This is a genomic window from Cupriavidus respiraculi (assembly GCF_914271545.1).
Taxonomy (GTDB): domain Bacteria; phylum Pseudomonadota; class Gammaproteobacteria; order Burkholderiales; family Burkholderiaceae; genus Cupriavidus; species Cupriavidus respiraculi.
In genome coordinates, this window is the sequence record NZ_CAJZAH010000001.1 from 1536288 (window position 1) to 1562825 (window position 26538).

General features: G+C 68.7%; 21 protein-coding genes. 8 read left to right on the top strand and 13 right to left on the bottom strand.

Annotation, left to right across the window (positions count from 1 at the left end):
• Positions 1–52: 52 nt before the first annotated feature.
• Genes LDO27_RS06860 through LDO27_RS06870 form a run of 3 tightly spaced genes read right to left on the bottom strand, consistent with a single transcriptional unit; the run spans position 53 to position 2789 of the window.
• Positions 53–727, bottom strand: a complete 675-nt coding sequence (locus LDO27_RS06860) for an acyltransferase (RefSeq protein WP_222204317.1) — start codon at positions 725–727, stop codon at positions 53–55.
• Entirely contained in the window at positions 724–1527 is an 804-nt protein-coding gene (locus LDO27_RS06865; RefSeq protein ID WP_224040560.1) for a glycosyltransferase family 2 protein, read from the bottom strand. The genes LDO27_RS06860 and LDO27_RS06865 overlap by 4 nt, the downstream gene beginning before the upstream one ends.
• Positions 1524–2789, bottom strand: a complete 1266-nt coding sequence (locus LDO27_RS06870; protein ID WP_224040562.1) for a hypothetical protein — start codon at positions 2787–2789, stop codon at positions 1524–1526. Before LDO27_RS06870 ends, LDO27_RS06865 begins: the two co-directional genes overlap by 4 nt.
• A gap of 300 nt (positions 2790–3089) precedes the next feature.
• Between LDO27_RS06870 and LDO27_RS06875 the strand changes: the two genes are divergently transcribed.
• The 3 genes from LDO27_RS06875 to LDO27_RS06885 all read left to right on the top strand — a co-directional run bounded on the left by LDO27_RS06875 (position 3090) and on the right by LDO27_RS06885 (position 6200).
• Positions 3090–4160: a GDP-L-fucose synthase family protein gene (locus LDO27_RS06875; RefSeq protein WP_290368799.1), complete on the top strand. Its 1071-nt coding sequence runs from the start codon at positions 3090–3092 to the stop codon at positions 4158–4160.
• A gap of 62 nt (positions 4161–4222) precedes the next feature.
• The gene (locus LDO27_RS06880) at positions 4223–5485 is read left to right on the top strand and encodes a glycosyltransferase WbuB (protein ID WP_224040564.1); all 1263 of its coding nucleotides are present in this window, start codon (positions 4223–4225) and stop codon (positions 5483–5485) included.
• 151 nt (positions 5486–5636) lie between these two features.
• Positions 5637–6200, top strand: a complete 564-nt coding sequence (locus LDO27_RS06885; protein ID WP_222204305.1) for an LbetaH domain-containing protein — start codon at positions 5637–5639, stop codon at positions 6198–6200.
• Between the two features lie 108 nt (positions 6201–6308).
• On the opposite strand, the gene LDO27_RS06890 is transcribed toward LDO27_RS06885, so the two are convergent.
• From LDO27_RS06890 to LDO27_RS06915, 6 genes are all read right to left on the bottom strand, one after another.
• On the bottom strand, positions 6309–7481 hold the full coding sequence (locus LDO27_RS06890) for a glycosyltransferase (protein WP_224040565.1): 1173 nt from the start codon (positions 7479–7481) through the stop codon (positions 6309–6311).
• Positions 7478–8413: an NAD-dependent epimerase/dehydratase family protein gene (locus LDO27_RS06895; RefSeq protein WP_224040567.1), complete on the bottom strand. Its 936-nt coding sequence runs from the start codon at positions 8411–8413 to the stop codon at positions 7478–7480. Before LDO27_RS06895 ends, LDO27_RS06890 begins: the two co-directional genes overlap by 4 nt.
• 191 nt (positions 8414–8604) lie before the next feature.
• Positions 8605–9750 (bottom strand): glycosyltransferase family 4 protein, encoded by a 1146-nt coding sequence (locus tag LDO27_RS06900; protein ID WP_222204298.1) that lies wholly within the window; start codon positions 9748–9750, stop codon positions 8605–8607.
• A gap of 23 nt (positions 9751–9773) precedes the next feature.
• A complete protein-coding gene (locus tag LDO27_RS06905; protein WP_222204296.1) occupies positions 9774–10604 on the bottom strand; it encodes a glycosyltransferase family 2 protein in 831 nt (276 codons plus the stop codon).
• 53 nt (positions 10605–10657) lie between these two features.
• On the bottom strand, positions 10658–11422 hold the full coding sequence (locus LDO27_RS06910) for a ChbG/HpnK family deacetylase (RefSeq protein ID WP_222204295.1): 765 nt from the start codon (positions 11420–11422) through the stop codon (positions 10658–10660).
• Positions 11423–11435: 13 nt separating this feature from the next.
• Positions 11436–12608: a glycosyltransferase gene (locus LDO27_RS06915; RefSeq protein ID WP_224040569.1), complete on the bottom strand. Its 1173-nt coding sequence runs from the start codon at positions 12606–12608 to the stop codon at positions 11436–11438.
• An 819-nt stretch (positions 12609–13427) separates the two neighbouring features.
• Here LDO27_RS06915 and LDO27_RS06920 point away from each other — a divergent pair.
• The 5 genes from LDO27_RS06920 to LDO27_RS06940 all read left to right on the top strand — a co-directional run bounded on the left by LDO27_RS06920 (position 13428) and on the right by LDO27_RS06940 (position 19326).
• Positions 13428–14396: a response regulator transcription factor gene (locus tag LDO27_RS06920; protein ID WP_222204291.1), complete on the top strand. Its 969-nt coding sequence runs from the start codon at positions 13428–13430 to the stop codon at positions 14394–14396.
• Positions 14397–14790: 394 nt separating this feature from the next.
• Entirely contained in the window at positions 14791–15870 is a 1080-nt protein-coding gene (locus LDO27_RS06925; protein ID WP_222205190.1) for a polysaccharide biosynthesis/export family protein, read from the top strand.
• Positions 15871–15883: 13 nt separating this feature from the next.
• Complete coding sequence (locus LDO27_RS06930) at positions 15884–16357, top strand: low molecular weight protein-tyrosine-phosphatase (protein ID WP_222204289.1); 474 nt, start codon at positions 15884–15886, stop codon at positions 16355–16357.
• Positions 16354–18597, top strand: a complete 2244-nt coding sequence (locus LDO27_RS06935) for a polysaccharide biosynthesis tyrosine autokinase (protein ID WP_222204287.1) — start codon at positions 16354–16356, stop codon at positions 18595–18597. Before LDO27_RS06930 ends, LDO27_RS06935 begins: the two co-directional genes overlap by 4 nt.
• 303 nt (positions 18598–18900) lie before the next feature.
• Positions 18901–19326 carry a hypothetical protein gene (locus LDO27_RS06940; RefSeq protein ID WP_224040571.1) on the top strand — a complete coding sequence of 142 codons (426 nt, stop codon included), beginning with the start codon at positions 18901–18903 and terminating at the stop codon, positions 19324–19326.
• Positions 19327–19416: 90 nt separating this feature from the next.
• Here the strand turns inward: LDO27_RS06940 and LDO27_RS06945 are convergent, their stop codons facing one another.
• From LDO27_RS06945 to LDO27_RS06960, 4 genes are all read right to left on the bottom strand, one after another.
• Complete coding sequence (locus LDO27_RS06945) at positions 19417–21231, bottom strand: serine aminopeptidase domain-containing protein (protein ID WP_224040573.1); 1815 nt, start codon at positions 21229–21231, stop codon at positions 19417–19419.
• Positions 21232–21487: 256 nt separating this feature from the next.
• Positions 21488–23857, bottom strand: a complete 2370-nt coding sequence (locus LDO27_RS06950) for a polysaccharide biosynthesis tyrosine autokinase (protein WP_224040844.1) — start codon at positions 23855–23857, stop codon at positions 21488–21490.
• 155 nt (positions 23858–24012) lie between these two features.
• On the bottom strand, positions 24013–24735 hold the full coding sequence (locus tag LDO27_RS06955; protein WP_222209094.1) for a Crp/Fnr family transcriptional regulator: 723 nt from the start codon (positions 24733–24735) through the stop codon (positions 24013–24015).
• A gap of 707 nt (positions 24736–25442) precedes the next feature.
• Positions 25443–26435 carry a DUF1839 family protein gene (locus LDO27_RS06960; protein ID WP_222209092.1) on the bottom strand — a complete coding sequence of 331 codons (993 nt, stop codon included), beginning with the start codon at positions 26433–26435 and terminating at the stop codon, positions 25443–25445.
• Between the last annotated feature and the right edge of the window lie 103 nt (positions 26436–26538).

The following is a 26538-nucleotide window of genomic DNA, read 5'->3' on the forward strand; positions in this document are numbered from 1 at the left end:
CGACCGGACCGGCGGTGGGCAGCATGTGACTGCCTGCCGCCTCGCATCCCGCTCAATTGATATACCCGGCCTCGCGCTGGAAGTACGCCAGATCTTCCGGCAACTCCTGCACGGCCTTGGCCGGGCAGCCGCCATACAGCATATGCGGCGCCTCCATGCTGCGGTTCAGCACCGCGCCGGCGGCGAGCACGGAGTAGTCCGGCAGCGACGAGCCGGGCAGCAGTACCGACCTGGTCCCGACGAAGCAATAGGCACCGATGGTCACCGGCGCGCAACGCTGCTTCGATTCGCGGATCGATACGCTGTGCGTCAGGATCTGGCTGCGGTAGCCGGCGAAGGTGGTGTAGGGGCCGAGCGTGACGGTATCGGTGCAGTCGATCAGATGCCGCGACGTCACCGCGGCGTGCCGGCCGATGATCAGCGCCGGATCACGCCCCACGGCATCGCGGAAATGCGGCGAGTCGGTCAGGCCGACGGGAAAACCCGAGACCCAGTTCAAGCTTCCAAGAATGGCATGCTCGCCGAGCGCCACGCGCCGCAGGCCCTTGATCACCGTGAGGTGCGAGATCACCGCATGCGGGCCCATCTCCAGTTCGTCGCACAGCACCACCGACATGCCGATGCGCGCGGTGGGATGGATGCGGTAGCCGCATACCGCGCCGAGCACGCGGCGGCGCAGCGGCCAGGGCATGGCCAGTGAAAGCACGGACACTAGCTGCTTGATCATTGCGATCTCCCGAACACCGGGCCCTTGAAGACCCGTTCCAGCGTGGCGCGCGGATTGGCCAGGTGCTTCGCCACGCGATAACAGGCCAGCGGCACGACATCGAGCCGATGCCAGTCGCGACCGACGATCTTGCGGAACATCCGGCGCTCGAACTGCTCGTGCGCGTCGGCCAGCCGCGCCGACCCGGTAATGGATTCCGCGTAGACGCGGTAGCAGCTCATGAAGTCGGGCACGTTGCGGAACACCGCGCCGGCCAGCGCCATGTCGATGGCCAGCTCGCCGTCCCAGTTCGAGCGGTTCTCCACGTTGAACCCGCCCGCCGCATGAAAGGCGCGTGCGCGGAAAAACGTCGAAGGCTGGATGGCGATGGCCGAGCCATAGGCGGCCGGGCGCAGGCCGAAGCGGTCCGAATAGACGCGCCGCAACCGCTTGCCGGCGCCGTCGATCACATAGCCGTTGCCGCAGATCACGTCCCAGTCGCGGTGCCGCTCAAAGTACTCGACCGCCTTTGCGAATGCGCCAGGCAGGAACACGTCGTCCGAGTTCAGGTAGCAGTAGATATCGCCGGTCGCATGCGCGAAGCCCTTGTTCAGTCCATCGCCCGGCCCGCGGTCCGGCTCGAGCAGCTGCACGGCGATATGGGGCGCGTAGCGCGCGATGATGTCGCGGCTGCCGTCCTTGGAGCCCGGGTCGACCACGATGTACTCGATCTCGCAGCCCTGCTGCTCGATCACCGAGCGGATGGCCGCCTCCAGATACGGCGCCTGATTGAACGACACCGTGACCACGCTGATTTTCATCGCTGTTTTCCTTCGCGCAGGGCGATTCCGTGGTGCCAGGCAAACAACAGGCCGACGAAGACGGCCGATCCCCAGCGATGCTCCGCCGAGAACGGCGAGAAGAAGATGTCCCACACGAGCTGAGCCATCATCACGAAGAAGTAGATGGGCAGCACGCGCATGTTGCGCACGAACACGGCCAGCGCCCGTCCCATCAGGCAGATCCAGAACACACCGCCCAGGATGCCGCTCCACACCAGGCCCCCCATCAGGAAGGAGTGGGCCGGGATCAGGTCGTTGTCGAACACCTCGAGCTTGTCGTTCAGCGAGGCGCCCATCTGGTAGACGAGCACACTGTAGGCATCCTGGTAGCCGTTGCGGTCCACCGCCCACGATCCATGGCCGAGCCACGGCGAATCGAGGAACGCGCGCACCGATACCAGGATCTCGGAGCGCCCGCCCAGCAGGATGCCCAACTCGCTGGTGGCCTGCACCGTGTACTTGTGCACGGCTTCCGGCGTGAGGAAACCGAAATCGCCGGCATGCGCGAAGATCACCGACAGCACGGAATTGAGCGCCGCCATGGCCACGGCCAGCGCGACGAAGATCGCGGCGATGCCGCCGGGCGTCTTCACCACGCCGGTTACGTAGCGGGCCAGCGCGGAGCGGCGGCCGAAGTACACCAGCAGCGCGATCAGCGGCAGCCCGGCGGCACTGCGGAAGTCGAAGATGGCCGAGACCACGGCATAGGCGCCCAGGCACACCATGATCCGCAACATGCCGGCGCGCGCCATCGACAGATAGGCCAGCAGCAGGATCAGCACGGGGCTGGCATAGCCCCATTTCCAGGGATTGAACAGCATGTCCTCGGTGGGCGCCCGCGCCATGCTGACCATCTCGCTCAGCGCCAGGCCAATCAGGAAGAACCAGATCCGCCGTGACGAGCCCTCCCCGAAGTGGTTGCCGATCGCATAGATCGTCAGGAAGAAGACGCCCGGCGCCAGCACGCCCTTGAGCGATGTCATCAGCGGCGTGCCGTTCACCACGTCCGACATGGCCTGGGCCGCGGCCCACATCAGCGTCAGGGCAAGCAACGTGACATAGGCGCGCGGAATCCGCAGCGTCGAGAGCAGCGCCAGCGCGTAGCAGGCGGCGATGAACTCGCCGACGAACACGTCGCCGATCACATTGAGCTTGATCGCCGCGACCGCGCCCAGCGCGAGATACAGCACCGGCCGGGTCGACTGCGTCGCGACAGGGGGGGAATAGGTGGATTGCAGCATGTGACCGCCCGGAGTGAAATAGGGCGCGGCGGCGCGTTTGGCATGCATCGCGCACGTCCGCGGAACAGGAACCGACGCATGGGCGGTTCCCGGCCTGGATTGCATGACGGCAAGATGAACCCGAGCCCGGGCCGCATCTGTACGTTGCCCCACACCGCCTCGTGCGCGGCGGGCCGCGGTGCCCTTCCCCGGTCCGCTCTGCCGCCGATTGTGCGGCAACCCACAGTCCCCCGCGACATGGCGCGCTAGATTGCCGTACACGTCCTGCGGCCGGCGGCATCGCCATGCCGCCGTGCGTGCATGCGGGAGCGGTCGTCCGTCTCCCGCAGCTCTGTCCAGACACGGCCAACAGCACTGACAAGAGAAGCCATGAATCGATCCTCCTCCCGCATTTTCGTTGCCGGCCATCGCGGCATGGTCGGCGGCGCCATCGTGCGAGCCCTGCAGGCAAACCCGGACGCGCAGGTCGTCACGCGCAGCCACGCCGAGCTCGACCTGTGCGACCAGGCGCAGGTCCAGGCCTTCTTCGAGCGCGAGGGGATCGACCAGGTCTACCTGGCCGCGGCCAAGGTGGGCGGCATCCACGCGAACAACACCTATCCCGCCGAGTTCATCCACCAGAACCTGATGATCGCGGCCAACGTGGTGCATGCGTCCTGGCGCAGCGGCGTCCAGCGGCTGCTGTTCCTGGGCTCCAGCTGCATCTATCCGGCCCTTGCCGCGCAGCCCATCCGGGAAGACGCGCTGCTGACCGGCCCGCTGGAGCCCACCAATGCGCCCTATGCGATCGCCAAGATCGCCGGCATCAAGCTGTGCGAGAGCTACAACCGGCAATACGGCACGGACTACCGCTGCCTGATGCCGACCAACCTCTACGGCCCGGGCGATAACTACCACCCCGACAACAGCCACGTGATTCCCGGCCTGATCCGGCGCTTTCACGCGGCCCGTCTCGATGGTGCCGAGGAAGTGATGGTGTGGGGCACGGGCACGCCGCTGCGCGAATTCCTTTACGCCGACGATCTGGGCCAGGCCTGCGTCCACGTCATGGACCTGGACCGGGACACCTACCTGCACCATGCCGGCGCGGCCGGCTTCTTCAACGTGGGCAGCGAAGACGAGGTCAGCATCCGCACGCTGGCCGAGCTGGTCGCGGAAACGGTCGGTTATCGCGGCAGGATCGCATTCGACAGCAGCAAGCCCGACGGCACGCCACGCAAGCGCCTGGACAGCGGGGCGATCGCGGCCACCGGCTGGCGTCCGACCGTGGCGCTCGCCGCGGGCCTGCGCCTCGCCTACGAGGACGCGCTGCGCAGCCGCCGCCTGCCGGTCGCCCCGGCGGAACCGGCGCTGCTGGCGACCGGCACCTGATCCGCCCCTCCCGGCGCCGCCTGGCGCGCCGCCCACGTAGCCCAAGGAGTCGTTCCGGCGCCATGAAGATTCTTCTGTACTGCCTCAACTATTCCCCCGAGCTGACCGGCATCGGCAAGTACACCGGCGAGCAGGCCGAATGGCTGGCGGCCCGCGGCCACGATGTGCGCGTCATCACCGCGCCGCCCTACTACCCGGCCTGGCGGATCGGCGCGGGCTTTCGCGCGTGGCAGTACCGCCGCGAAAGCCGCGGCGGCGTGCATGTCGCGCGCGCCCCGCTGTGGGTGCCGCGGCGGCCGTCCGGCCTGAAGCGGCTGGTGCATCTGGCCAGTTTCGCGGCGAGCAGCCTGCCGCTGTTGTTTGCCCAGTGGCGCTGGCGCCCCGACGTGCTGTTCGTGGTGGAACCCCCGCTGTTCTGCAGTCCGGCCGCGCTGCTGTTCGGCCGCCTGAGCGGCTGCAAGACGTGGCTGCACGTGCAGGACTACGAGGTGGACGCCGCCTTCGCGCTCGGCCTGCTCAGGCAGCCGCTGCTGCGCCGGCTGGCCACGGCCCTGGAGCGCGCGGCGATGACGCGCTTCGACTGCGTCTCGACGATCTCCGAGGCGATGCTGCGGCTGGCGCGGGAGAAGGGCGCCGATGCCGCCCGCACGCTGCTGCTGCCCAACTGGGTCGATGTCCAGGGCCTGCGCCCGAGCCGCGGCAGCCTGCACCGGCGCCGGCTCGGCATTCCGGCCGACGCCGTGCTGGCGCTGTACTCGGGCAACATGGGCAACAAGCAGGGACTGGACGTGCTGGCCGACGCGGCGCGCCGGCTCGCGCATCGCCCGGACATCCACTTCGTGTTCTGCGGCGACGGCGCCGGCCGCGCGGAACTGGAGGCCGCTTGCGCCGGACTGGCACAGGTCCACTTCCTGCCCCTGCAGTCGGCCCAGCGCTTCCCGGCGCTGCTGTGCGCCGCGGACATTCACCTGCTGCCGCAGCGCGCCGACGCGGCGGACCTGGTGCTGCCATCGAAGCTGACCGGGATGCTGGCCAGCGGCCGCGCGGTGGTGGCCACCGCGCATGCCGCCACGGAACTCGGCCGCCTGCTGGCCTCGTGCGGCGTGATCGTGCCGCCCGGCGACGGCGGCGCACTCGCGGACGCCATCGGCGCGCTGGCGCGCGACCCCGACCGGCGTGCCGAACTCGGCGCGGCCGGGCGTGCGTGGGCCGAGCGCCATCTGGATCGGGAGGCGGTGCTCGCCCGCCTGGAGCAGCAACTGCTTGCCCTGTGCGGCACGCCCGCGCCGCGGCCCGTGCCGGCGATCGGCGTGCCCGGGGAGTGAACCCGCGCGGCCCCGGTATCTGTGAGTTTGCGCACCGAACACCATGCCGGAGGCCGCGCATGCTTCGCGACAATGGCGCGCGTTTCGCGCGTCCGGCGCGCCGCATCGGCCGTTGGGCGGCAATGATCCACCTACTGACTCCGACACTTCCATGCTAATCGCACAAGACGACCCTTCCATGGGCCCTTCCTTCTCGCTCGGCAATCGGGTGCAGCGGCAGTTGTGGAACTGGGTCTGGCTGTTCCTGTTCCGCCCCAGCCCGCGCTTCGCGCACGCGTGGCGCTCCGCGCTGCTGCGCCTGTTCGGCGCCAGGCTCGGCCGCCATGTCCATGTGTATCCGAGCGTGAAGATCTGGGCGCCGTGGAACCTGCACATCGACAACAACGTTGGCGTGGCCGACGGCGTGACGCTGTACAACATCGAGCGGATCGAGATCGGCGAGTACGCGGTGATCTCCCAGGGTTCGCACCTGTGCACGGGCTCGCACGACTACAACAGCTACAACTTCCAGCTGGTGGCATCGCCGATCGTGGTCCAGGCGCGGGCATGGGTCTGCGCGGAGGTCTTTGTGGCGCCGGGCGTGACGATTGCCGAAGGCGCCGTCGTGGCGCCGCGCTCGGTCGTGACCCGCTCGCTGCCCACGTCGTGGACGGTCTATGCGGGAACGCCCGCCAAGCCCATCAACCGGCGCAAGCATCCCGCGGCACAACGCTGAGCGGCACCACGCCGGGCGACATGGGCCAGTGACGACCAACCACGGGTAACGAGGGCTGCGGGGCCGTCTTTCCGACACGCGTGTCCCGGCTCCACGCTGGCGCGCGCGTCAGCCGGCCAGTTCCAGCACGATGTCCTGATACGTCGTGGCAAAGCGGCGGCGGCGTTCGTCCAGGTCCGCGCGGCCGTGTTCCGCGTTTGCGCCCGGCACGTCCTCTGCGTGCCTTTCCGCCAGCACCGCCGCGATCCCGTCGGCCAGGGCTTCGGCATCGTCCGGCGCGAAGTAGCTGCCGCGGGCCGGAGCCTGTTCGCGATGCACGGGAATGTCGGACAGCAGGATGCGCTTGTCCAGCGACTTCGCTTCCTCCACCGTCGTGCTCCAGCCCTCGAAGCGCGAGGGGTTGATCAGCGCCACCGCGCCGCGCATCAGGCCCAGCAGGTCGGCGTAGGGAACCACGCCGAGGATGCGGAAGCTGTCCTCGAGGCCGGCCTGCGCGATGCTGTGCTGGAGCTGGCGGCAGTATTCGGGATTGCGCGGGTCCAGCGTATTGCCGGTGGCCAGGACGGTGGCCCGCTGCCCGCGTTCCTTCAGCACCCTCAGGGCTTCGATGGCGACGCGGTGGTTCTTGTGCACCCACAGCTGGTTGGGCAGGTGGAAGTACGGCCCCGAGAAGCCGTACCGCCGTTCCAGTTCGGGCACCGCCGTCGCCTGCGCGCCCGCATCGGTGTCCAGGCTGGCGACGAACTGCAGCACGCGCGCCCGCGCCGCATCGGCCGGATGCCGGCGTTGCAGGTCGCCACGCGCATGGTGGCTGCTGACGAGGATGCGCGCCGAGCCGCGGCAAATACCTTCGAACAGCCGCTCGCGCTGCGCGATGTCGTCGGCGGTGAACAGCTCGGGCAGGTGCAGATGCTGGAAGTCCGGGATCCAGCCCAGCGTGGGCACGCGAGAACGCCTGCCCAGCGGCCGGTGGTGCGACAGCACCGCGACGCCCTCGCGCGCCAGGCGCCACTCGAACCAGGCGTCGCGGCCGGTGGCGCGGAACCAGGCCTGCCGCGCCAGGCGCGACGGATGGCGGTCATCGAGCAGCGCGGTGCGTACCACGCGAAAGGGCGGCAGACCCTCCAGCAGGTCCGCCGGCGTACGCTCTCCGGTAAAGATGATGGGCTCGATCCTGCGCGCTTCCAGAAGCGCGATGGCCCACAGCAGATTGCGGTAGTAGCTGATGCCGCCGAGCCAGCCCCGGTCCTGGAACGCGAACACAAAGCCGACGCGGATCATGCGGCAAGCTCCCGGGACTGCGCGAACCAACGGGCATAGCGCCCGATGCCCAGCTCCATGTCGACCGCCGGCGCCCAGCCCAGCGCGTACGTGCGGCCCATATGGGCCTGCAGGCACGGCGGATCGCCGACCCGGGCCTGGTGCGAAAAGGAAGGCGTGGCCTGCACGCCAAGCGCGCCGTACAGCAGCAGCAGCGCCTGCCTGACGGTCGTCGGCCTGCCGCTGGCGCCGTTGAAGATCGGGCACGCGGGCGTGGCGTGCGCCGCCACGGTGGCCAGCAAGCGCGCCGCGTCCTCGGCATGCATCCAGTCCCGGCGTTCGTTGCCGGTCCCGGCATAGACGTGATCGCCGCGCTCGATCTTGCAGCAAGCGTCCCATAGCAGCTGCTTGCGCAGCCCCTCGCCGTAGAGCGAGAAGAGCCGCACGATGGCCACCTTCAGCCTGAAATGCCGCGCATAGGAGATGCACAGCTGCTCGGCCATCAGCTTGTGCGTGCCATAGGGCGAAGCCGGTGCGCTCGCCAGGTACGGCATGCTCTCGTCGACGGGATCGCAGGTGCTGTCGCCGTACACCGCCGCGCTCGAGGGATAGACCACCACGCAGGACGGGCAATGCTGGCGCGCGAATTCCAGCACGGCCGCGGTCGAACATACCGTGCTGCCGTAGTCGCGCAGCGGATCGCCCAGCGAGTTCGCCACCGAGCCGCTGCCGGCGCAGTGCACGATCAGGTCGGGCCGCACATCCAGCGCCACCAGCGTCTGCAGATTGACTTCGCCGCTGTGCCATTGCATGCCCGCGGGCAGCGGTTCGCCGCTGCCGCAGCTGCCGCGGCCGATACCGGTCACGCGCCACCCTTGCTGCAGGTAATGTTGCGCTACGAAGCGGCCGAGGAAACCTCGCGCGCCCGTCACGAGCACCGTGTTGTTTGCCATTGTTATCGGTCGGATCGAAGGGTTTCCCGGCGTGCCCCGGCCAGCTGGCGATGAGGGGCACGAGTGCGGCGCACCGTCGTGCGCTCCGCTGTCACTTTACGCACTGCCGCACCGCTGCACTGTGGGATAGCCCTCATAGTCGCGCCGGCCACCGATCCGCCATGGCGCCGTGGCTCGATGCCGCCGCCGCTTCAATGGCAGGAGGCCTGCAGCAACGCGCGTACGCGGCGCCCTGCCGCGCCCCAGTTCAGACGCTGCGCATACTCGCCATAGGAGGTCTGGCACAGTCGCATATAGGCCGCGGGCTCGGACATCAGCGCCCCGATGTAGTCGCAGTACGCCTGCGGATCGGCGTCGAGATCGAAGGTCATGCCGTTGCGGCCGTCCCGTACCACGGTGCACACGCCGCCGGTGCGCGTGGCGAGCGAGGGCAGGCCAAACGAGCTCGCCTCGGCGAACACCACGCCGAAGCACTCCGCCCGCGACGGCACGATCAGGAAATGCGCGCCGCTCATCAGCGCGTCGAACTGGTGGCGCCCCGCCTCGCTGGCCTTGGAGATGAAGCCATGCAGCTTGACGAAGGGCGGCGGCTCGAAGGGCGGCTGGCAGCCGACCACATGCAGCTCGGTCGCAATGCCCTGCCGGTTCAGCAGCGACGCCACGGCCAGCGCCGTGTCGCCACCCTTGCGCTCCCAGTCCACGCCGACCAGCAGCAGCCGGCAGACATCGCCGCGGCGGGCCCGCGCGATATGCTCGATGTCGGCGCTGCCGCGCGCACAGTCGACATTGGCGCCGAACGGCACGACCTTGACCTTGGCAGGGTCCACATCGTAGTGCCGCAGTGCCGTGGCGGCGGCCCATTCCGAGCTGTAGATCGCGACGCTGGCGCGCGTGAGCGCCTGCTGCTCCAGCCGGTTGCCGGTGCGTACCGTCTCGGCGCAGAAGTTGCTGAAGTTGGGATAGAAGCCGAGCATGCCGGCGAAGCAGGCGTCGGTCCAGAAGGCGATGGGCTTGTCCGACTCCAGGCACGCGATCGGCAGCGTGCCGGGACTGAACACCACGTCGCAGTCGGCGCAGCGCAGGCAGCGCTCGGCGTGATGGGCATAGCGCCGCGCCACCGAGGGCGCGCGCTCGCGCTGGTAAGTGCGCGCGAGCAGCCGCCGGTAGGCGACCGTCTTCACGCGCTGGTAAAAAGTGAGCGCGCGTCCCGCGCTCAGCTTGTCGATCACCTCGGTCTCGAGGTTGCTGGCGCGCAGCGCGCGCAGTATGTAACGGGCGGAACCGGACCAGGCATGCGGATCCGATGTGTCATAGGTGGTGAGAAAAGCGACTTTCATCGGATCCGCCTCCTGGCTGGCCGTCATAACGGCAATTGCATGGCCCTGCGCTGCTGTTCCTCGACCTTGAGCACGACCATGTACTCGTAGATCGCGATCAGCACGCAGTAGTGGAATCCGGCCTTGCCGTCGATAAAGCCGAGCCGGAGCAGGTACAGGTGAATGAAGCGGGCCACGGGCCGCAGCGGCAGCCGGAACGACAGCTCCTTGAGCGCACGCCGGCGCGCGGGTGGATCGCGCACCAGCAGCGAGGAGAAGCGGAAGTCGTCTTCCTTCAGGCTGCGGATCGTCTCCATGGCTTCGCCCATCGAGTATTTGTTGTGCTTGTCGAACCAGGCATCGAAGCCCTTGTTGAAGCTGAAGTGCAGAAAGTGGTTGTCCAGGAAGCCGACGGTGCCGTCCACCACTGGCGCGGGATTGACGAGCCGCTCCCAGCGCACGCGGTCCGGCTGGAAGAAGCGCAGCACCCAGATCGGATAGCCGCCAGCGAAGCGGATCCACTTGCCGAGGAAGAAGTTCTTGTAGCGGACGCGATAGGCCACGTGGCCGCCCTCGGGTCGGCCTGCGATCGCCCGCAGCTCGCCCGCCAGTTCCGGGCTCACCACTTCGTCGGCGTCGGAGTAGTAGACCCACTTGTGCTTGAACTCGATGTTCTCGTTGGCCCAGTTCTGATGGGCCGACCAGTTGTCGAACTTGCGATAGAACACGCGCGCGCCGTATTGCTTGGCGATCTCGACGGTACGGTCGGTGCTGTGCGAATCCAGCACCACGATATCGTCGGCCCAGGACACGGATTCCAGGCAGCGGGCGATGTTCTTCTCTTCGTTGAGGGTAAGAATCAGGATCGAGACCATGGCGTCGTCTCTGCGGTTAGCGATGGGGACATCGGTACGGGCCCATGGCTGGGCTACGACTGGCCATAGCGCGTGAGCTGCACGCCGTTGCGCGCCAGCGCGGCGCGCAGATCGCCGGCATCGATCAGCGGCTCGGCCTCGCACTTGCGCCAGGACTCGGCATACCCCGGGTGCACCGAGATCTCGGTGACCCCATCGCGCAGCAGGTCGGGCAGGCGGGCGGCCCAGCCGTCATCGTCATGGTTGATGGCGCCGTAGTAGTGCGTATGCCGCAGGCCCGCGAAGTACAGATGGCAGTAGTTGTTCATCACCGCCTGGCGCGGATTGGCCGCGAAGTAGAAATTCTGCGGACGCCGTACCCAGTCCAGCCCCGCGCGCGCCATCTCCCGCCGCAGCGCGCTGATCACCACCGGGAACTTGTGCAGGTGGCCGTGGCTGTCCACATGGGTCACGTGCACGCCGTTGTCGCGCAGCTCCTCCAGTTGATGGCGGAACTCGCGCGCGATGTCTTCTTCCGACAGCATCCACGCGAGCGCACGCACCCGTTGGCGATTGCTCTCCCGAAATACCCGGCCGCGCGTGCACAGCGACGGCGCCGACCCCGCCAGTGGCGGATGGCCGTCGACCATGTTGAAGTGCAGGCCGAACGAGCAGCGCTTGCGATTACGGCGGGCATACTCGAAGGCCTGCGCCGATGCCGGGCGCCCGGTCATGATGGTGGCGCTGGTCAGCAGCCCCGCTTCGAAGCACGCCACTGTGGCGTGATAGGTATCGTCGTCCCAGCCGAAATCGTCGGCGTTGATGATGAGCTTGCGCATTGCTTCCTCCCCGTTAGCAAGCCTGGGGCACGCCGTCGGCGTGGCCCTGGATGATGTTCAGCAACCGTTCTCCGACCTGGTTGCTTTGGAACCGCCTTGAGAAGCTGGCCCGCGCCGCCGCACGCATGCGATCGCGCGCCGGTTCGTCCATGGCCAGCCAGCGGCGCAGTGCGGCCTGCGCGCCTTCGACGGTGTCGTCGCTGACGATGCCGGCGCCGTCGCTCTGGATCTCGCGCCAGATATTGACCTTGTCCGAAATGAGCACCGGCACGCCGCAACCCATCGCCTCGGCCACCGCCACGCCGAAGTTCTCCTGGTGCGAGGGCAGGCTGAACACCTCGGCGGCGTGGAAGGCGCCCCACTTCAGTTCGCCCGACAGCATGCCGGTCCACAGCACCCGGTCCGCGACCCCGGCGCGCACCGCCAGCGCCTCCAGCGACTCGCGCAGCGGCTGCGCGCCGGGCCCCACCATGACCAGATGCAGCGACGGGTCTTCCCCGGCGATGCGCGCAAAGGCCTGGATCAGCAGGTCGCACCCCTTCTTTTCGTGGATGCGGCCGAAGAACAGCACGATGCGCTTGCCTTCCAGTTGCGGATAGGCGGCGAGGAAGCGCGCACGCAGCTGGGCCTTGTCCTGCGGCGGCAGCGCCGTGCCATACGAGGCGATGCGTTCGGTGCAGCGGTAGAGCGGAAACGAGCCGCGGGCCCGCAGGCGCTCCTCGTCGCAGGTAAACAGCACGGCGCGCGCGCGGCGCAGCACCCAGCATTCGCCGAGCAGCCAGTACAGCGACTTCTTCAGGTGCTTGAGCGGGTAGCGCTGCTTGAACCAGGGATCGAGCATGCCGTGGGTGAAGACAAAGTAGGGCACGCGCTTGCCGCGCAGCGTCAGCCATGCGGCAATGCTGTGGAACTGCCACAGCCCCTCGATGATGATGGCGTCGTACTCCTCGCAATGCGCCTTGAGCCAGCCGAGCAGCCGCGTATTGAAGGTGTATGTCAGCACCGAAGGGCCCAGCGCGATGACATTGAGTTCGCTCTCGCGCACGTAAGGGGCATCGGGGGCGTCGCCGCAGCAGACATCCACCCGCACGCCGCGCTGGGTCAGCGGAATGCTCAACTGGCGCAGCCCCTCGATCGGCCCGCCGCCCGCGGGATTGATGGTGGCGATGAGATGAAGCAGCTTCATGGCTCTGACCTTCTCGTCTGGCGCAGCAACGGCCGGCATGCCGTGCCGGCGGGGCTCGCTGTGTCGTTATGGTTTCCACGCGGCGCCAATGCGGGGGCGCCGGTTCGGGAATGGTCGAAGCTTAGGAGCGCGCCCGGACCCGTCTCTGTTCGTTGGCGCACCGTTGGTGCACCGGGTCGGCCAGGGTGGAAGCGACCCCTCGCGCAGCGGGGATTCTCCGCCTTTGCCCCTCTCATCCTGATGACGGAGGGCGCCTCATCCTTTTGGCGCGATCGGAACCGGCGAACTCATCCGCCGTTGGGGAAAGCGCACCGCGGCGGCGCACGTGGCGCTGTTACAGCGTTGAACCCGGGGCCGGGTCGTTACGTGCGGTGGCACACCATACGACGGGTCTTTAGCCTGCTGTCAGTTTCAACGCTGAAACATTAAGGCCGGAGCGCTGTTTCAATGTTGAAACTCGGGGGTGTGGATTAATTTTCACCCTTTTGGTTAGGCTGCTATCGGTTACCGGCGCTTCATTTCCGGATTATGAAAAGCGGTATCTAGTCCTTTTTGCAAGCGCAGCAAAGCTGACTTGATTTCAAAAGATTCAGCCCATAAGATGGCCTAAACGCATTAAAGATAAATCGTTTTGGGGTGGGGAATCAGGGTCGGCTCCTGGCATGCAGCGCGTCTTTGGGAGCGAAGGACGCGCTAGATTTGCGGGATCCAGGACTTGCCTGAACGGCTCGGTCGGTACGCCATTCGTACCGGTGGCATCAGGCGTCCTTAGTGTGTTCAACCTGTTCTCCGCTGCGAACATACGGGGGGAACAACAACATGAACGCACTGCTGATCGAGAGCCATCCTTTGCTAAGGCTTGGCTTGTATCGGATGCTGGAACGCATCGAGGGCATCGACCAGGTCATCACGGTCGACCCGGCCGACATCTCGCTGCTGGACGGCGCCTACGGAGATACCGACCTCATGATCTTCGGCATGCCGCCGGACGTCGAAGCGGGTTGGCAGCTGCTTGGCGACGTACGGCGGGTCCTGAGCGCCCAACGGGTGCTGCTGCTGTCGGACACCATCCCGCTGCAGGTACCCACCACCGTCATGACGCAGGGCGTGTGCGGCTGTCTGCCAAAGACCGCCTCGCTCGCCGTGCTCGAGGCGGCCATCCGGCTCGCCATGGTCGGCGGCTATTTTGTCCGCGGCCACGGCGCCCAGGCGCTGTCGCCGGCGCCATCGCTGGGCATCCCGCTGCCAGCCGGCGGCCATGGGGGTCCGGTCGGCGCGGGCGCGCCGCCCAGCTCGCGCGCCTCGGCGCCCGCACTCCCCACGCCGGCGATCCACGCGGCCAATCATCCCGCCACGCTGGCCACCGCGCGCGGCCCGACCGGACAGGCGCGCGCGGTGCCGTCCGTGGCGATGCGCGCGGCCGCCGCCGCGCCGGAGCCGGCCGCCGAGACCACTCACTACGACGAGGCCGAGATGCTGCAGATCACGCCGCGCCAGTACGAGGTGCTGGTGCTGCTCGCACGCGGTCATCCGATCAAGACGGTCAGCCGCATGCTCAATATCTCGGTGGCCACGGTCAAGAGCCATGCCTGCACGCTGTACCAGCGGCTGAAGGTGCGTAACAAGGGCGAGGCCGTGTACACCGCGCTGCAGCGCGGCGCCAAGCTCGAATGGGTCAGCGGCGACGGCACGGCCACGCGCGCCACGGTGACGCGCATGCCGCGACCCGCAGCCGTGGCGGAGCGCACCAACGCCACGCCGATCCAGGCGGCGGTGGCCATGCGCTGACGCCGCAGCGCAAGCTCCGACGACTGGCACGGCGGGCCGGGACCAATGTCCCGGCCCGCTTTGCTTTTGCGCGCCGCCTTGCCCCGCCTTGTGCCGCGCTTCGCGCCGCCAGCTCACCCTTCTCTGCCCGCCGCGTGGCGCGTTTCGGCCGCGGGCGACCGTGCTGTGTCAACGCGCAACATCACCGCGTGATCAATGTGGGACAGCGCACCGATACCCCGCCCCCGCGCGCTCAGCATTCGAGCATCGGGGGACATGGCCTGTCGCTGTGTCTATTTGCAATAAGCAGGGGGAGCTTGTCGTGAACACAACCAACGAAGGTCAACAATCCATCGCCACCAGCAAGCGCGGCAGCCGCTGGCTGCTGGCCATCGCCGCACTGGGTGCCACCGTCATGCTGGGCGCATGCTCGAGCTCGCCGGGCATGTACTTCGACGCCAAGGCACCGGTCAGCGCTATCGGCCCGGACGCGGTGCCCAAGATCACTCCGATCACGATGGACCTGGTCAAGGAACTGCGCGCGAGTGTCAAGCGTGGCAACGAGAACATCGACGAACTGTTCGCCACGCCGGAGCCGTATCGCATCGGCCCCGGCGACATCATCTCGGTGGTGGTGTGGGACCACCCCGAACTGGTGTTTCCCACGCAGACCTACAGCATCGGCCAGGGCTACGAACTGCCCGCCGTCGGCGGCAGCGCCAACGTGCCGGGCTACGTGGTCAGCGCGCAGGGCGACATCCAGTTTCCCTACGCCGGCGTGATGAAGGTCTCGGGCCGCACCGCCAACGAGGTGCGCGAACAGATGGCCAAGGCCCTGTCGCGCGTGGTGCGCGATCCGCAGATGACCGTCCGCGTGCTGGCCTTCCGCAGCCAGCGCGTCTATGTCGACGGCGAGGTCAAGACCCCCGGCATGCTGCCGATCGACGATGCCCCGATGACGCTGGTCGAGGCGCTGAACCGCGCCGGCGGCGTGCTCACGCAGACCGGCGATGCCAGCCGGGTGCGCATCACGCGCGGCAAGCAGAGCTGGTACGTCAACATGCCCGCGCTGCTGTCCAAGGGCATCGACCCGTCGCGCATCCTGCTGCGCAACGGCGACATCGTGCGCGTGGAGCAGCGCGAGGACAGCAAGGTCTTCGTCACCGGCGAAGTGCTGCGTCCCAGCGCGCTGCTGATGCGCAATGGCCGCATGACGCTGAACGAGGCGCTGGGCGACGCGGGCGGCGTCAATCCGAACTCGGCGAGCGCCGAGCAGATCTTCGTGATCCGCAAGTCCGAGACCGGTGGCGAGCCGCACGTGTTCCACCTGGATGGCACCTCGCCGGTGGCGCTCGCGATCGCAGAAGGCTTCGAGCTCGAACCGAAGGACGTCGTCTATGTCGACGCGCGCGAACTGGTGCGCTGGAGCCGCGTCATCAACCTGCTGATTCCGGCCACGCAGCCGGTCATCGGCACCGCGGGTGTGGTTCGCTGAAGCGGAGCTCGCCATGATCCAGTCGATTCTCGTGGTCTGTCTGGGCAATATCTGCCGCAGTCCGATGGCGGAGACGCTGCTGCGCGAGGCGCTGCCGAACTGCCAGATCGCGTCCGCGGGGCTGGCGCCGCTGGAGGGCGCCGCCGCGGACCCGCGTGCGGTATCGCTGCTGGGTGCGGAAGGCAGCGCCATTCGCGCCCATCGGGCCCGCACCGTCAACGCCGCGCTCATCGACTGGGCCGATCTGGTGCTGGTGATGGACGGCGAGCAGCGCGATGAACTCGAGGAGCGCTTTCCGCAGGCGCGCGGCAAGGTCTACCGGCTGTGCGAGTTCGTGCACGCCGATGTGCCGGACCCCTTCGGATGCTCGCAGAACATGTTCAGCATCGTGCTGGGTCTCATCAAACAAGGTATCGAATCATGGTCGGTGCGGATACAGGCTACACGAGCCAACGTACCGGCCAACTGTCACGGGGAGGCATCATGAATATCAACCAGGCCCGGCATCGCCATGCCGACAACACGGACGATCGCGAAGGCGTCGTCGACCTGACATCGTGGATCGATGTCCTTGCCAAGTATCGCTGGACGTTCGTCCTCGTGGCGGGACTGATCACGCTGCTGGGCATCGTCTACGCGTTCATGGCGCGACCGGTGTACCGCGCCGACATCGTCGTTCAGGTGGAGGAAAGCGCCACCTCGCCCGCCAGCAAGCTCGCGGCATCGGTTTCGCCGGTGTTCGACGTCAAGCCGGCAGCATCGGCGGAAATCGAGCTGCTGCAGTCGCGCATGGTGGTGGGCAAGGCGGTCGATACGCTGAACCTGGATATCGAGGCGGCGCCGCGCTACTTTCCGCTGATCGGCCGCGCGATCGCCGGCCTCAATCCCGAGCTGTCGCGTCCGGGCCTGCTGGGCTGGGGCGGCTTTGCCTGGGGCGGGGAATCGATCTCCGTCTCTGAGCTGACCGTGCCCGAGGCCATGGAAGAGCGCAAGATCATGCTGACGGCGCTGGGCGGCAATGCGTTCCGCGTGGAGTTCCCGAGCGACCGCGCCCAGGCCACCGGCAAGGTCGGCGCGCCGATGACGGTGCAGACGGCGCAGGGTCCGGTGACCATGCTCGTGGACAAGCTCGATGCTCGCCCAGGCGCGCAGTTCGTCGTGCGGCATCTGCCACGCGCCACGGCCATCGCGGCGCTCCAGCAGCAGCTGCACATCATGGAGCGCGGCAAGCAGAGCGGGGTCATTGGCGTCACGCTGGAAGGCGAGTCGCCCACGCGCACCGCGGCCATCCTCAACGAGATCGGCTTCGAGTACGTGGACCAGAACGTGCGCCGCAAGGCCGCCGAGGCCGAGAAGTCGCTGGCCTTCCTCAACAGCCAGCTCCCGCAGCTCAAGCAGCAGGTCGAAACCGCCGAGCAGCGCTATAACGCGATGCGCAACCAGCGCGGCACCGTCGACCTGAGCGAGGAGTCGAAGCTGATCCTCACGCAATCGGTCGGCATCCAGACGCGCCTGCAGGAACTGCGGCAAAAGCGCGAGGAACTGGCCACCCGCTTCGCCGGCGACCACCCGAGCATCACCGCGATCGATGGCCAGATCGCCAGCCTGACGTCGCAGCTCAATGGCGTCACGGGCCGGATCCAGCGCCTGCCGGACGTGGAGCAGAACGTGCTGCGCCTGATGCGCGACGTGAAGGTCAGCACCGAGCTGTACCAGACTCTGCTCAACGACGTGCAGCAGCTGCGCCTGATGAAGGCGAGCAAGGTCGGCACGGCGCGCCTGGTCGATCCGGCCGACGTGCCGCTCAAGCCGGTGCGTCCGAACCGCGCGCTGATCGCCGCCGTGGCGCTCGCGCTGGGCATCGTCGCGGCGCTGATGGTGGTGGTGCTGCGCCGCTCGCTCGACGGTGGCGTGGCCGACGCGGACGAGATCGAACGTCAGACCGGGCTGACCGTCTACTCGACCATTCCGTTCAGCAATATCCAGGCGCGCCAGGTGGGGGCGACCAAGGACAAGGCCGGCCTGCTGGCGCTGCATCAGCCGGAGGATCCGGCAATGGAGAGCCTGCGCAGCTTCCGCACCGCGCTGCAGTTCGCCCTGCTCAGCAGCCGCAACCGCATCGTGGTGATCACAGGCGCCGCGCCGGGCGTGGGCAAGTCCTTCATCTGCGCGAACTTTGCCGCGGTGCTCGCCGCCGGCGGCAAGCGCGTGGTGCTGGTGGATGCGGACATGCGCCGCGGCGGGCTGAACCACCGCTTCGGCGTGGCACGCTCGCCGGGCCTGACCGAGCTGCTGCTGGGCGCGCCGCTGGAGAAGGTGCTGCAGCGCCAGGTCGCGCCCGGACTGGACTTCATCGCCACCGGCTCGCAGCCCCCGCATCCGTCGGACATGCTGCAAAGCGCCGGCATGGAAGCCCTGCTCGATACGCTGAAGACGCGCTACGACATCGTGCTGGTCGATTCGCCGCCGGTGCTGTCCGCCTCGGACGCGGGCATCCTCGCCAGCAAGGCCGGCGCGGTGTTCCTGGTGGCGCGCGCGGAAATGACCACCGCAAGCGAACTGGTGGCCACCGACAAGGCCATTCGTCATGCGGGCGGCGAGGTCAAGGGCGTGCTGTTCAACGGCTTGCGCGTCGAGGGCCGCTGGTACCGCTCGCACGTTCACTTCGGCAAGTATCGCTACCTGAACCAGTACGGCGGCGCGCTGGCCAAGGAAAAGCAGGCCTGACGGGCACGGCCGCGAGGCCAAACGCGGGCAAAGGGGCACTTCGGTGCCCTTTTTTCATTGGCGTCGCGGGATGTGTTGCGTCCACGCGACCGCGGGTGTCGGTGTCTGTCCGACGAGGGGCCGAGACACGTAGGAACGGGCCTGTCGGAATGCGCGCCAGTTGTAAGGAGTTGTTCGAACACGGGCACGAGGCAGCGGTCGGCACGTCAGAATGACAGTGCGCGGTGCATCGTCGCCGCCTCCGTCAGTGGCACCGGCGCCCAGGCGCGCGTGCCGTTCGATAACGCGATAGAGAGGTCCTACATGTCCAAGAAATTGCCCGTTGATCAGCCGCTGAAGCAAATCAAGCAACCCGCCCGTGTGGCCGCGATGGCCGGCACGATCGCCGGTGTGTTGGCCGCCGGCATGTTCTCGCTGAGCGCCCAGGCGCAAACCCCCGCCGGGGCGAACACCGCGACCGCGCCGGGCACCACCACGATGCCGGCCACCGGCGCGCAGTCCACCGCCCCTGGCGTGCCGCCGGGCATGGTGCAGATCCAGCCGCCCAAGGATCCGCTGGTCGAGCGCCGCGAGGCCCGCCGCGAGGCAAGGGCGGAGTACAAGGCCACGAAGAAGGAAGCCAAGCAGGAGTACAAGCAGGAAGTGCGCGGCGCGAAGCAGGAACGCAAGGCCGAGAACCGCGCCGCCGATGCGGCCGCGCGCGAGGAACTGTCGGCGCCCAAGCAGTAAGCCGAGGCCCGGCAGCCGGGCGATGCCGCAGGACGGCAGGCCGTGCCGGCGCGCCCGATTGTCTCGGGCGCGCCGGCACGGCCGCTTGCATCAGGGGTCGCTCAGTGCGATGTTGGCCGGCAGGGCCGCCGCGGCCGGGTCGTCGCGCGCCAGGTCGCGTACATGGAGCACCAGTTGCGCCGCAAAGGCATCGCGGCTTTCCGGCAGCCACAGCTTGTGATCGTGCCACGGCAGCACACGCACATGGACGCGATGCAGCGGCGCGAGGGCGTCGAGCCCGCCGCCCAGTTGCGCGCGTGCCCTGGCCAGGCCGATGTCCCCCTTTCCATAGAGCAGATCGACCCGCACACCGCGCGCGTGCAGCGCGTGCATGGCCGTGCGCGGATCGCGCGCGGCATTGGCGCCAGGCGCGGCGGCATCGGCATACGCGGCATCGCCCCGGGCATCGGCATACCCCTCGGCATTCGCCGCGCGCAGCATGCGCCCGATCCGTCGACCCAGGCCTGCCACCCGGCTCCACGCATACCATCCCGGCCATCGGTGCGAGCGCGCGCCGCGGTCCGCCCGCAGCCCGCACAGTGAGCGCAGGGCCGCGCCCGCGCCGGGAAACGCTGGGAGGTTGGCCAGCACCAGCCCATCGACGCCCGGATGGCGCAGCGCGGCTTGCAGTCCCAGCCAGCCGCCCGTGCCGATGCCGGCCACCACCACCTTGTCGTAGCCACGCGCGCGTACCCAGTCGACGGCCGCGGCGACATCGCGGCAGGACCGCTCCCCCATCAGCGCGCTCGCGCTGACTTCGCGCGCGGCGGATGGCGTATCGCCGAGCATCGAGACGTCCAGGCGCAGCGACGCAGCGCCCATGCGCGCGAGCTGGCGCGAGAGGGTCACGAAGATCCTGCAGTCCCCGACATGATGGCTCCCGCCGCTGTTCGGAAAGATCACCACCGTGCCGCCTTTGGGCTGCCTGCCGGCGACGCTGCCGCTCGGGGCCGCGTGCGTCGTGCAAAGGATGCCGAACTGCCGGCCTCCATCCAGCCACAGCGGCCACTCGCAAGCGCCGTCGGCGAGCAGAGGCGGCGCCGCGCCGGCACGAGCGCCGGGCGGGCATGGCGGCCTCACCGTGGTGACGGGACCGAGCCAGTGCAGGATGTCGCGCCACGCACGCTCCGGCACGGCGGCCAGATCGGCGCATTGCATCATCCGCGGATATTCGGGGAAGTCGGCCAGCGTTACGCAGGCGCCGCCGCGCTGATAGTGCGCGGCGAGCGCCGCCACCGGCGAGCCGCTGCCAGGCCACGCATCGAGCAGCAGCACGCGCCGCCCCGGCACCCGGGGCCGCTCGTCCAGGCGCAGTGCGTCGATGCGCGCCACCGTGTCCGCGCTCAGGCGATAGCCCAGCAGCGGGAGCGCGCCGTCGGCGCACGGGGCCTCGCCCGGCGCCAGCAGGCTGTCGCGCCAGTTCGCGTGGAGCATGCGCATGTCGCCAAGATAGTCCTGTCCCGCCAGCGGCGGCGCGATCAGCACGAGCCCGTCCGCGCCGGCGCCGGCGTGCGCGGCCATTGTCTCGGCCGCGAGCACGGCGAGCATTGCGCCCAGCCGCAGCCCGCACAGCACCACGCGGCGCGTACCCGTACGCGCGCGCATCCACGCCGCGGCATCGACGATGGCGCGCTCCCACTGCGCCATGCTGCCCGGCGCAGCCTCGGCCCCGGCGGCGTCGCCGGTACCCGGGTAGTCGAAGCGCAGTGCCGGCACGCCGGCCGCGGCGAGGTCGTCGGCGAGATGGCGCAATGCGCGGTGCGACCACATGGCCTCGTGACCGATGGTCGCGCACAGCACGACGGCGGTATCGCCCGGTGCATCATGCAGCCAGCCCACGCATTCGCCGAATGCCACGCGTTTCATGCTCCGCCCTCCCCCGCTGCGTTGATGCCGTGCCGTGGTGCCGTGCCGTAGTAGTGCCGTGATGCGGTGATGCGGTGATGCGGTGATGCGGTGGTGCGGTGGTGCTGGACGGATGTCCGCAAGCGCGGCCGCGCGCGCCCTGCGTCGTACGCAGAATTGGGTACGCTTGCCCATTGCGGGCGAGGAAACGGCACGGCGAACGAGGCGGTGCGATGCGCCGGACCTGCCGGCACATTGCACCGCTGTCGTTCGCCGCTTACGACGAGAGCTTGCTGTGCGCCGCGCCGATCGGGCGCTCCAGCGCGCGTACCGCGGGCGAGGCCGCCGGCAGCGGCATGCCCAGGTACGGGTTGATGGTGCGGAAGTCCGCGCGGTTGCTGCGCCGCTGCGCCACGCCGTTGATGATGCCGCCCGCCAGGCGCGCGTTGGCCCGCGTCAGGCGCTTGAGCGTCTCGTCCACCTGCCCGGGCACGGTCACGTCGGCGCGCATCACCAGCAGCGTGGAGCCGGCCTGGCTCGCGACCAGCATGGCGTCGGCCACGGACAGCACCGGCGGCGTATCGACGATCACCAGGTCGAAGCGCTGCTTGCAGGCGCGCAGCGTATCGCCCAGCGTCGGCAGCATCAGCAGCTCGGACGGATTGGCCGGCGTGCGGCCGGCGGTCAGGATCGAGAGTCCGGCGACCACCGTGTGCTGGACCGCCGCGGGCAACGGCACGCGGCCGGACAGCACGTCGGCCAGGCCCGGCTCGGCCGGCTGGTCGAAGCAGCCGGCCACGCGGCCGCGCCGCATGTCCGCATCGATCAGCAGCACGCGCTGGCCCGCTTCGGCGAACAGCACGGCAAGGTTGACCGCGGTAAACGTCTTGCCGGAGTCCGGCGCCGGGCTCGTGATGGCCACCACGCCATCCGGCGCGGCGCGCAGGTCGAAGTGCAGCGCGGCGCGAACGCTGCGCAGGCCCTCCACCGCCAGCGCATGCGGCGAGCGCCGGGCCAGCAGATAGCGATCGTGCAGACCCGCGGTAACGCGCGCATCGCCCTGCGCCAGCTCGCTCTCGTTGGCCTCGGCCAGCGCGGTGCCCGGCTGCGGCGCGGCAAGGCGCCGGCCCTGCTGCGGCACGAACGCGCTCATTGCACCGAAGCGCCGGTTCAGTTCGGCTTCGCGCTCCAGTTCGGCCTGTTCGTCGCTGTGCGCGATATCGCCGAGAATGGACAGCCCCAACCGCGCTTCGGCATCGCTCGCATCGGCCACCGACGGCTTGAGCCGGCGCCGCAGCATCACACAGCCGATCGCCAGCGCCAGTCCCACGAGTCCACCACCGACCGTGGCGGGCCACGGGCCGACGCCGACCGGCTTGGCAAACGCCGCGGCCGCATCGACCACTCGCGTCTGCGTGGAGCGGTCCGAATGCACCAGCGACAGCTGTTCGATGCGGTTGCGCAGCGACATGTACATGTCTTCGGCCACCTTGACATCGCGCGTGATCGCCACCGACTCGCGCTCGGACAGCGACAGGTTGTGCATGCGCGCGTCCAGGTCCTGCCGCTCGCGCGTGAGCTGCTGAATCTGGCTGTCCACCGTCTTGACCTCGTTGGCGTCGGTGGTGAAGCGCTGCAGCAGCTTGGTACGCTCCAGCCGCAGGGCGGCGATCTGGCGCTGGTAGTCCATGCTGCCCTGCAGATACGATTGCGCGTCCTGCGTCGGATGCATCGAGCCGGAGCGCGAGCGGTAGCGGGTCAGCGCCGCCTCCGCGCGTTCCAGTTCGGCTTTGACGCGCGGCAGCTCCGCGGTCAGGAACGCCAGCGAGCCGGCCGCATCGTCGCGGCGCTGCGAAGTCTGCCCGCGGATATAGGCATCCGCGATGCCGTTGACCAGATCCGCCGCGACCTTGCGGTCGCCGTTGCGCCACGCCAGCCGCACCGTGCCGGCGCCGCCCGCGACGGCATCCACCTTCAGCTCGCCGGTGATGGTGTCGATGGTGGCCACCGGATCGTGGCGCGTGACGACAAAGTGCGTGCCCGGCAAGGCATCGATGCGCGACACCAGCATCTCCACGCCGGCGCCCGCCGCGGGCTCGCCGACCTGGCCGTCGAGCAGCGTCTCGCTGCCCGCCACCAGCCGATACGCGCCGCCGCGCATGACCTGCAGCGTCATCGGTACCTCGAGCAGCCGCTCCGGTACGGCCAGCCGGTCCACGGCGATGCGCTCGCCGCCCCACGCATAGCCCAGGTCGTGGGGCCACGCCCCGCGCGCCTGTCCCGGTTCCGCGAGGCGCGCGGCCAGCGTGCCGACCAGCGGCGCGCGCAGCGGCTCGGCGCTGATGCCCAGGCGCAGGCGCTCGATGACGGGACCGGCCACCGCACGGCTGCGCAGGATGCCGGCATCGAACGGGACGGACTGCCCCGTGGTGGCGACGTCGCGCAGCGCGCCGTCATTGCCGGCGACCTGGATCAGCGCCGCCGCCTCGTACTGTGGCGCGCGCGAGAGCGCGAGTACGCCGCCGATCGCCGCCCCCGCGGCGGTCGCGACCATCAGCCAGCCCACACGGTCGAGCAGCGCGCGGCCGTAACCGGCCCGCCGCTCGGACACCGCCCCCGGAACCGGCATCGCGCCGGCAAAAGACATCCTGTCCACGGCAATCTCCTGCTACACATCGGCGCGCGGCGCGCGCCGGCAAAACGGCTGACTGAAGGCTTCGATTGTGGGTACGCGCGCCAGTGGCGTCGGTTCGCACCCGCACCTATCCTTTCGCACCCTCCCTGTCGACGCAGGGCTCTCGCTCAGGCCTCGGCCAGCGCCGGCAGCAAACGGTCGAACTCGCGCTTGACCAGCTTGTAGCACTCGCACGAATGCGCTTCGAGGCCGTGGCGGTCCAGCACCGTGATATGTCCCCGGCTATGGTGGATCAGGCCCAGGTCCTCGAGCTTGCCGGCCGCCTCGGTCACGCCTTCGCGCCGCACGCCCAGCATGTTGGCGATCACCTGTTGCGTGATGACCAGTTCATTGGACGCCATGCGGTCCAGCGCCAGCAGCAGCCAGCGGCACAACTGCTTGTTCAGCGAGTGGTGGCGGTTGCAGACCGCCGTCTGCGCGATCTGCGTCAGCACGGCCTGCACGTACAGCAGCGTCGCGCGCTGGATCGGCGGCGAACGCATGAACTCCTGCTTCAGCGTATTGGCCGAGAGCCGGTAGGCGAAGCCGGGCGTGCGCACTTCGACGCGGCACGGCATGGTGTCGCCGCCGGTCAGCACCGGGATGCCCACGAGCCCTTCGTTGCCGATGGCCGCGATCTCGGCGGTGGCGCCGTTCTCCAGCAGCGACAGCATCGAGACGATGGCCGTGGTGGGGAAATACACATGGTGGATGCGCTGGCCCGAATCGGTCAGCAGTTGCCCGGCACGCATGCGCACCAGTTCCAGATGGCCCGACAGAGCCTCCCATTCCTTGCGCGGCAAACCGCCGAGCAGATGATTGACGTGCAAGTCCGAACGTTGGCCGATCATTTTCTTCTCCCTCTTCCCCGTGATACCGCTGGTGCTGCTACCCGTTTGCCGTCTGTGCCCGCCTGCCGCTGCTGTGTTGCCACGACCGCCGTGCATCGCTTGCGGACCACCGCCGGTCCCGTGTTCCCGCATGTCGTTGCAGGCCGTGGGCGGCGCGTCTTCCGTGTCGTTATTAAGTTCCATATGTGGTGCGTCCAACAGTAGCCGCACGGCTGAAACCTGTTCATCCTTCGGTAGGTGGTAGAAGACGTACGCCTGTTTCAGCGCTGTAACCGCCACGGCGCGACGCCGCTTGCGCGTGTCGCTGCACGCCGAACGCCCCCCTCGCCACGGCCTTTTTTCCTGTGAGGCTCGGCCATCGGGATGGGCCGCGAAGCCATCTGCACTAGTGCGTTTTTTGCGCTCTCATCCCTGCGGCGAAGCCGCGAACGGGCACCGCGCATATGCGCTCGCGCAAAGGTGTAGACCGTGCGGAGAGCGACGGTCAGCGATGGCTGCCATTGCCTCTCATCCTTGGCACGAGCACGTCATCCGTTGGAGTGAGGATTCATGCGCGCACGTCGATGCGAACGGGTGCGCGCCATGCGCGCACGCCCGGCCGCACAGCGACATCGGGACAACGACGCGACGCAAAGCACGGACGGGCCGCGAAGGGGCACGGCCGGCGGGACAGCGATGACGTCGAAGGGCGGCGCGCGTGCGCCGTATCAGGAATCGCCTTCGCCCAGATAGGCGCACAGCGCGGGCACCACGGCCTCGTAGCTCGCTTCCATCTGGTCGAAGCAGTCCTGGCAGGCATCGGGGCGCCGGCTCAGGATGGCCCGTACCAGGCGGAACTGCATCACCATCGCCTCCGAGGCGAGGCGCTGGCAGGCGGCGGCGATGGAGGCCGGCACCGGCTGCCCATGCTGGGCCAGCCATCGCAGGTACCGGCCCAGCATCTCGAAATTCGCGCCGAGCTGACGCAGCATGTGGAAGGCGTAGGGATGAAAGGCAACCTCCCCGCCGGCCAGCAGCGCATCGAGATGCTCCGGGAATACCGTGCGATACGCGGACAGCGGGTTGTTGCGCGGGCGCCGTGCCAGATGCCTGCGCAGCAGCGCGAGCGACGCGCGCAGCTGCATCGTGCCGCTCAGCGCGGGGAAGCGCCGCCGCACCACTTCCGCATAAGGAGCGAGCATGTCGGGCAACGCCGCCAGTTCGGGCAGCAGCCGGAACAGCCCCGCATAGTCGTCGCCGCGCGCGACATGGTAGCCGTCGTTGTGGTAGTAGCCCACGCCACGCGCCTCCGGCATCAGCACATCGATGCCGATCGTGGTCTTGGCGTGCTCGCGGCGATACCAGGTGGCATAGGTGTCCGGCAGATAGAAGCCGTCGACCTCGAGCAGCACCACGTTGCCGCGCGCGGTCTGCGTGGCGACGTGGCGCTCCAGGCCGTCGTACAGCGCAAGCTCCTGGACCACCACGCCATAGACACGCTCCAGGTCCTCCGCGGGATATTTGGACAAGGTGAACTGGTCGCCCTCGAAGTCCTGCGCCACGGTAAACGGCAGCGCGGCCACGGGGTCCAGCTCCCAGCCGTGCAGCAGCTCGATCCACACATCGACGTACGCGTTGGCCTGGGGCCAGACGGCGTTGTCGGTATGCAGCGCATGCGCGGAATGGATGGCCTGCGTCAGCGCGCGCATATCATCGAACATGATCCGGTCCCACGGCCAACCGTGCCCGCTCGGACCGGCGTGCCCTATCTGAGCAGGAGCGGCGCGGAGGCGCTCCTACGCGGACCAGCTCCAGCGCGGCGCG

Bases quoted from the DNA above. Each gene is read 5' to 3' on its own strand.
- LDO27_RS06860 (WP_222204317.1), bottom strand. From the start codon at position 727: ATGATCAAGCAGCTAGTGTCCGTGCTTTCACTGGCCATGCCCTGGCCG.
- LDO27_RS06865 (WP_224040560.1), bottom strand. From the start codon at position 1,527: ATGAAAATCAGCGTGGTCACGGTGTCGTTCAATCAGGCGCCGTATCTG.
- LDO27_RS06870 (WP_224040562.1), bottom strand. From the start codon at position 2,789: ATGCTGCAATCCACCTATTCCCCCCCTGTCGCGACGCAGTCGACCCGG.
- LDO27_RS06875 (WP_290368799.1), top strand. From the start codon at position 3,090: ATGCGGGAGCGGTCGTCCGTCTCCCGCAGCTCTGTCCAGACACGGCCA.
- LDO27_RS06880 (WP_224040564.1), top strand. From the start codon at position 4,223: ATGAAGATTCTTCTGTACTGCCTCAACTATTCCCCCGAGCTGACCGGC.
- LDO27_RS06885 (WP_222204305.1), top strand. From the start codon at position 5,637: ATGCTAATCGCACAAGACGACCCTTCCATGGGCCCTTCCTTCTCGCTC.
- LDO27_RS06890 (WP_224040565.1), bottom strand. From the start codon at position 7,481: ATGATCCGCGTCGGCTTTGTGTTCGCGTTCCAGGACCGGGGCTGGCTC.
- LDO27_RS06895 (WP_224040567.1), bottom strand. From the start codon at position 8,413: ATGGCAAACAACACGGTGCTCGTGACGGGCGCGCGAGGTTTCCTCGGC.
- LDO27_RS06900 (WP_222204298.1), bottom strand. From the start codon at position 9,750: ATGAAAGTCGCTTTTCTCACCACCTATGACACATCGGATCCGCATGCC.
- LDO27_RS06905 (WP_222204296.1), bottom strand. From the start codon at position 10,604: ATGGTCTCGATCCTGATTCTTACCCTCAACGAAGAGAAGAACATCGCC.
- LDO27_RS06910 (WP_222204295.1), bottom strand. From the start codon at position 11,422: ATGCGCAAGCTCATCATCAACGCCGACGATTTCGGCTGGGACGACGAT.
- LDO27_RS06915 (WP_224040569.1), bottom strand. From the start codon at position 12,608: ATGAAGCTGCTTCATCTCATCGCCACCATCAATCCCGCGGGCGGCGGG.
- LDO27_RS06920 (WP_222204291.1), top strand. From the start codon at position 13,428: ATGAACGCACTGCTGATCGAGAGCCATCCTTTGCTAAGGCTTGGCTTG.
- LDO27_RS06925 (WP_222205190.1), top strand. From the start codon at position 14,791: ATGCTGGGCGCATGCTCGAGCTCGCCGGGCATGTACTTCGACGCCAAG.
- LDO27_RS06930 (WP_222204289.1), top strand. From the start codon at position 15,884: ATGATCCAGTCGATTCTCGTGGTCTGTCTGGGCAATATCTGCCGCAGT.
- LDO27_RS06935 (WP_222204287.1), top strand. From the start codon at position 16,354: ATGAATATCAACCAGGCCCGGCATCGCCATGCCGACAACACGGACGAT.
- LDO27_RS06940 (WP_224040571.1), top strand. From the start codon at position 18,901: ATGTCCAAGAAATTGCCCGTTGATCAGCCGCTGAAGCAAATCAAGCAA.
- LDO27_RS06945 (WP_224040573.1), bottom strand. From the start codon at position 21,231: ATGAAACGCGTGGCATTCGGCGAATGCGTGGGCTGGCTGCATGATGCA.
- LDO27_RS06950 (WP_224040844.1), bottom strand. From the start codon at position 23,857: ATGTCTTTTGCCGGCGCGATGCCGGTTCCGGGGGCGGTGTCCGAGCGG.
- LDO27_RS06955 (WP_222209094.1), bottom strand. From the start codon at position 24,735: ATGATCGGCCAACGTTCGGACTTGCACGTCAATCATCTGCTCGGCGGT.
- LDO27_RS06960 (WP_222209092.1), bottom strand. From the start codon at position 26,435: ATGTTCGATGATATGCGCGCGCTGACGCAGGCCATCCATTCCGCGCAT.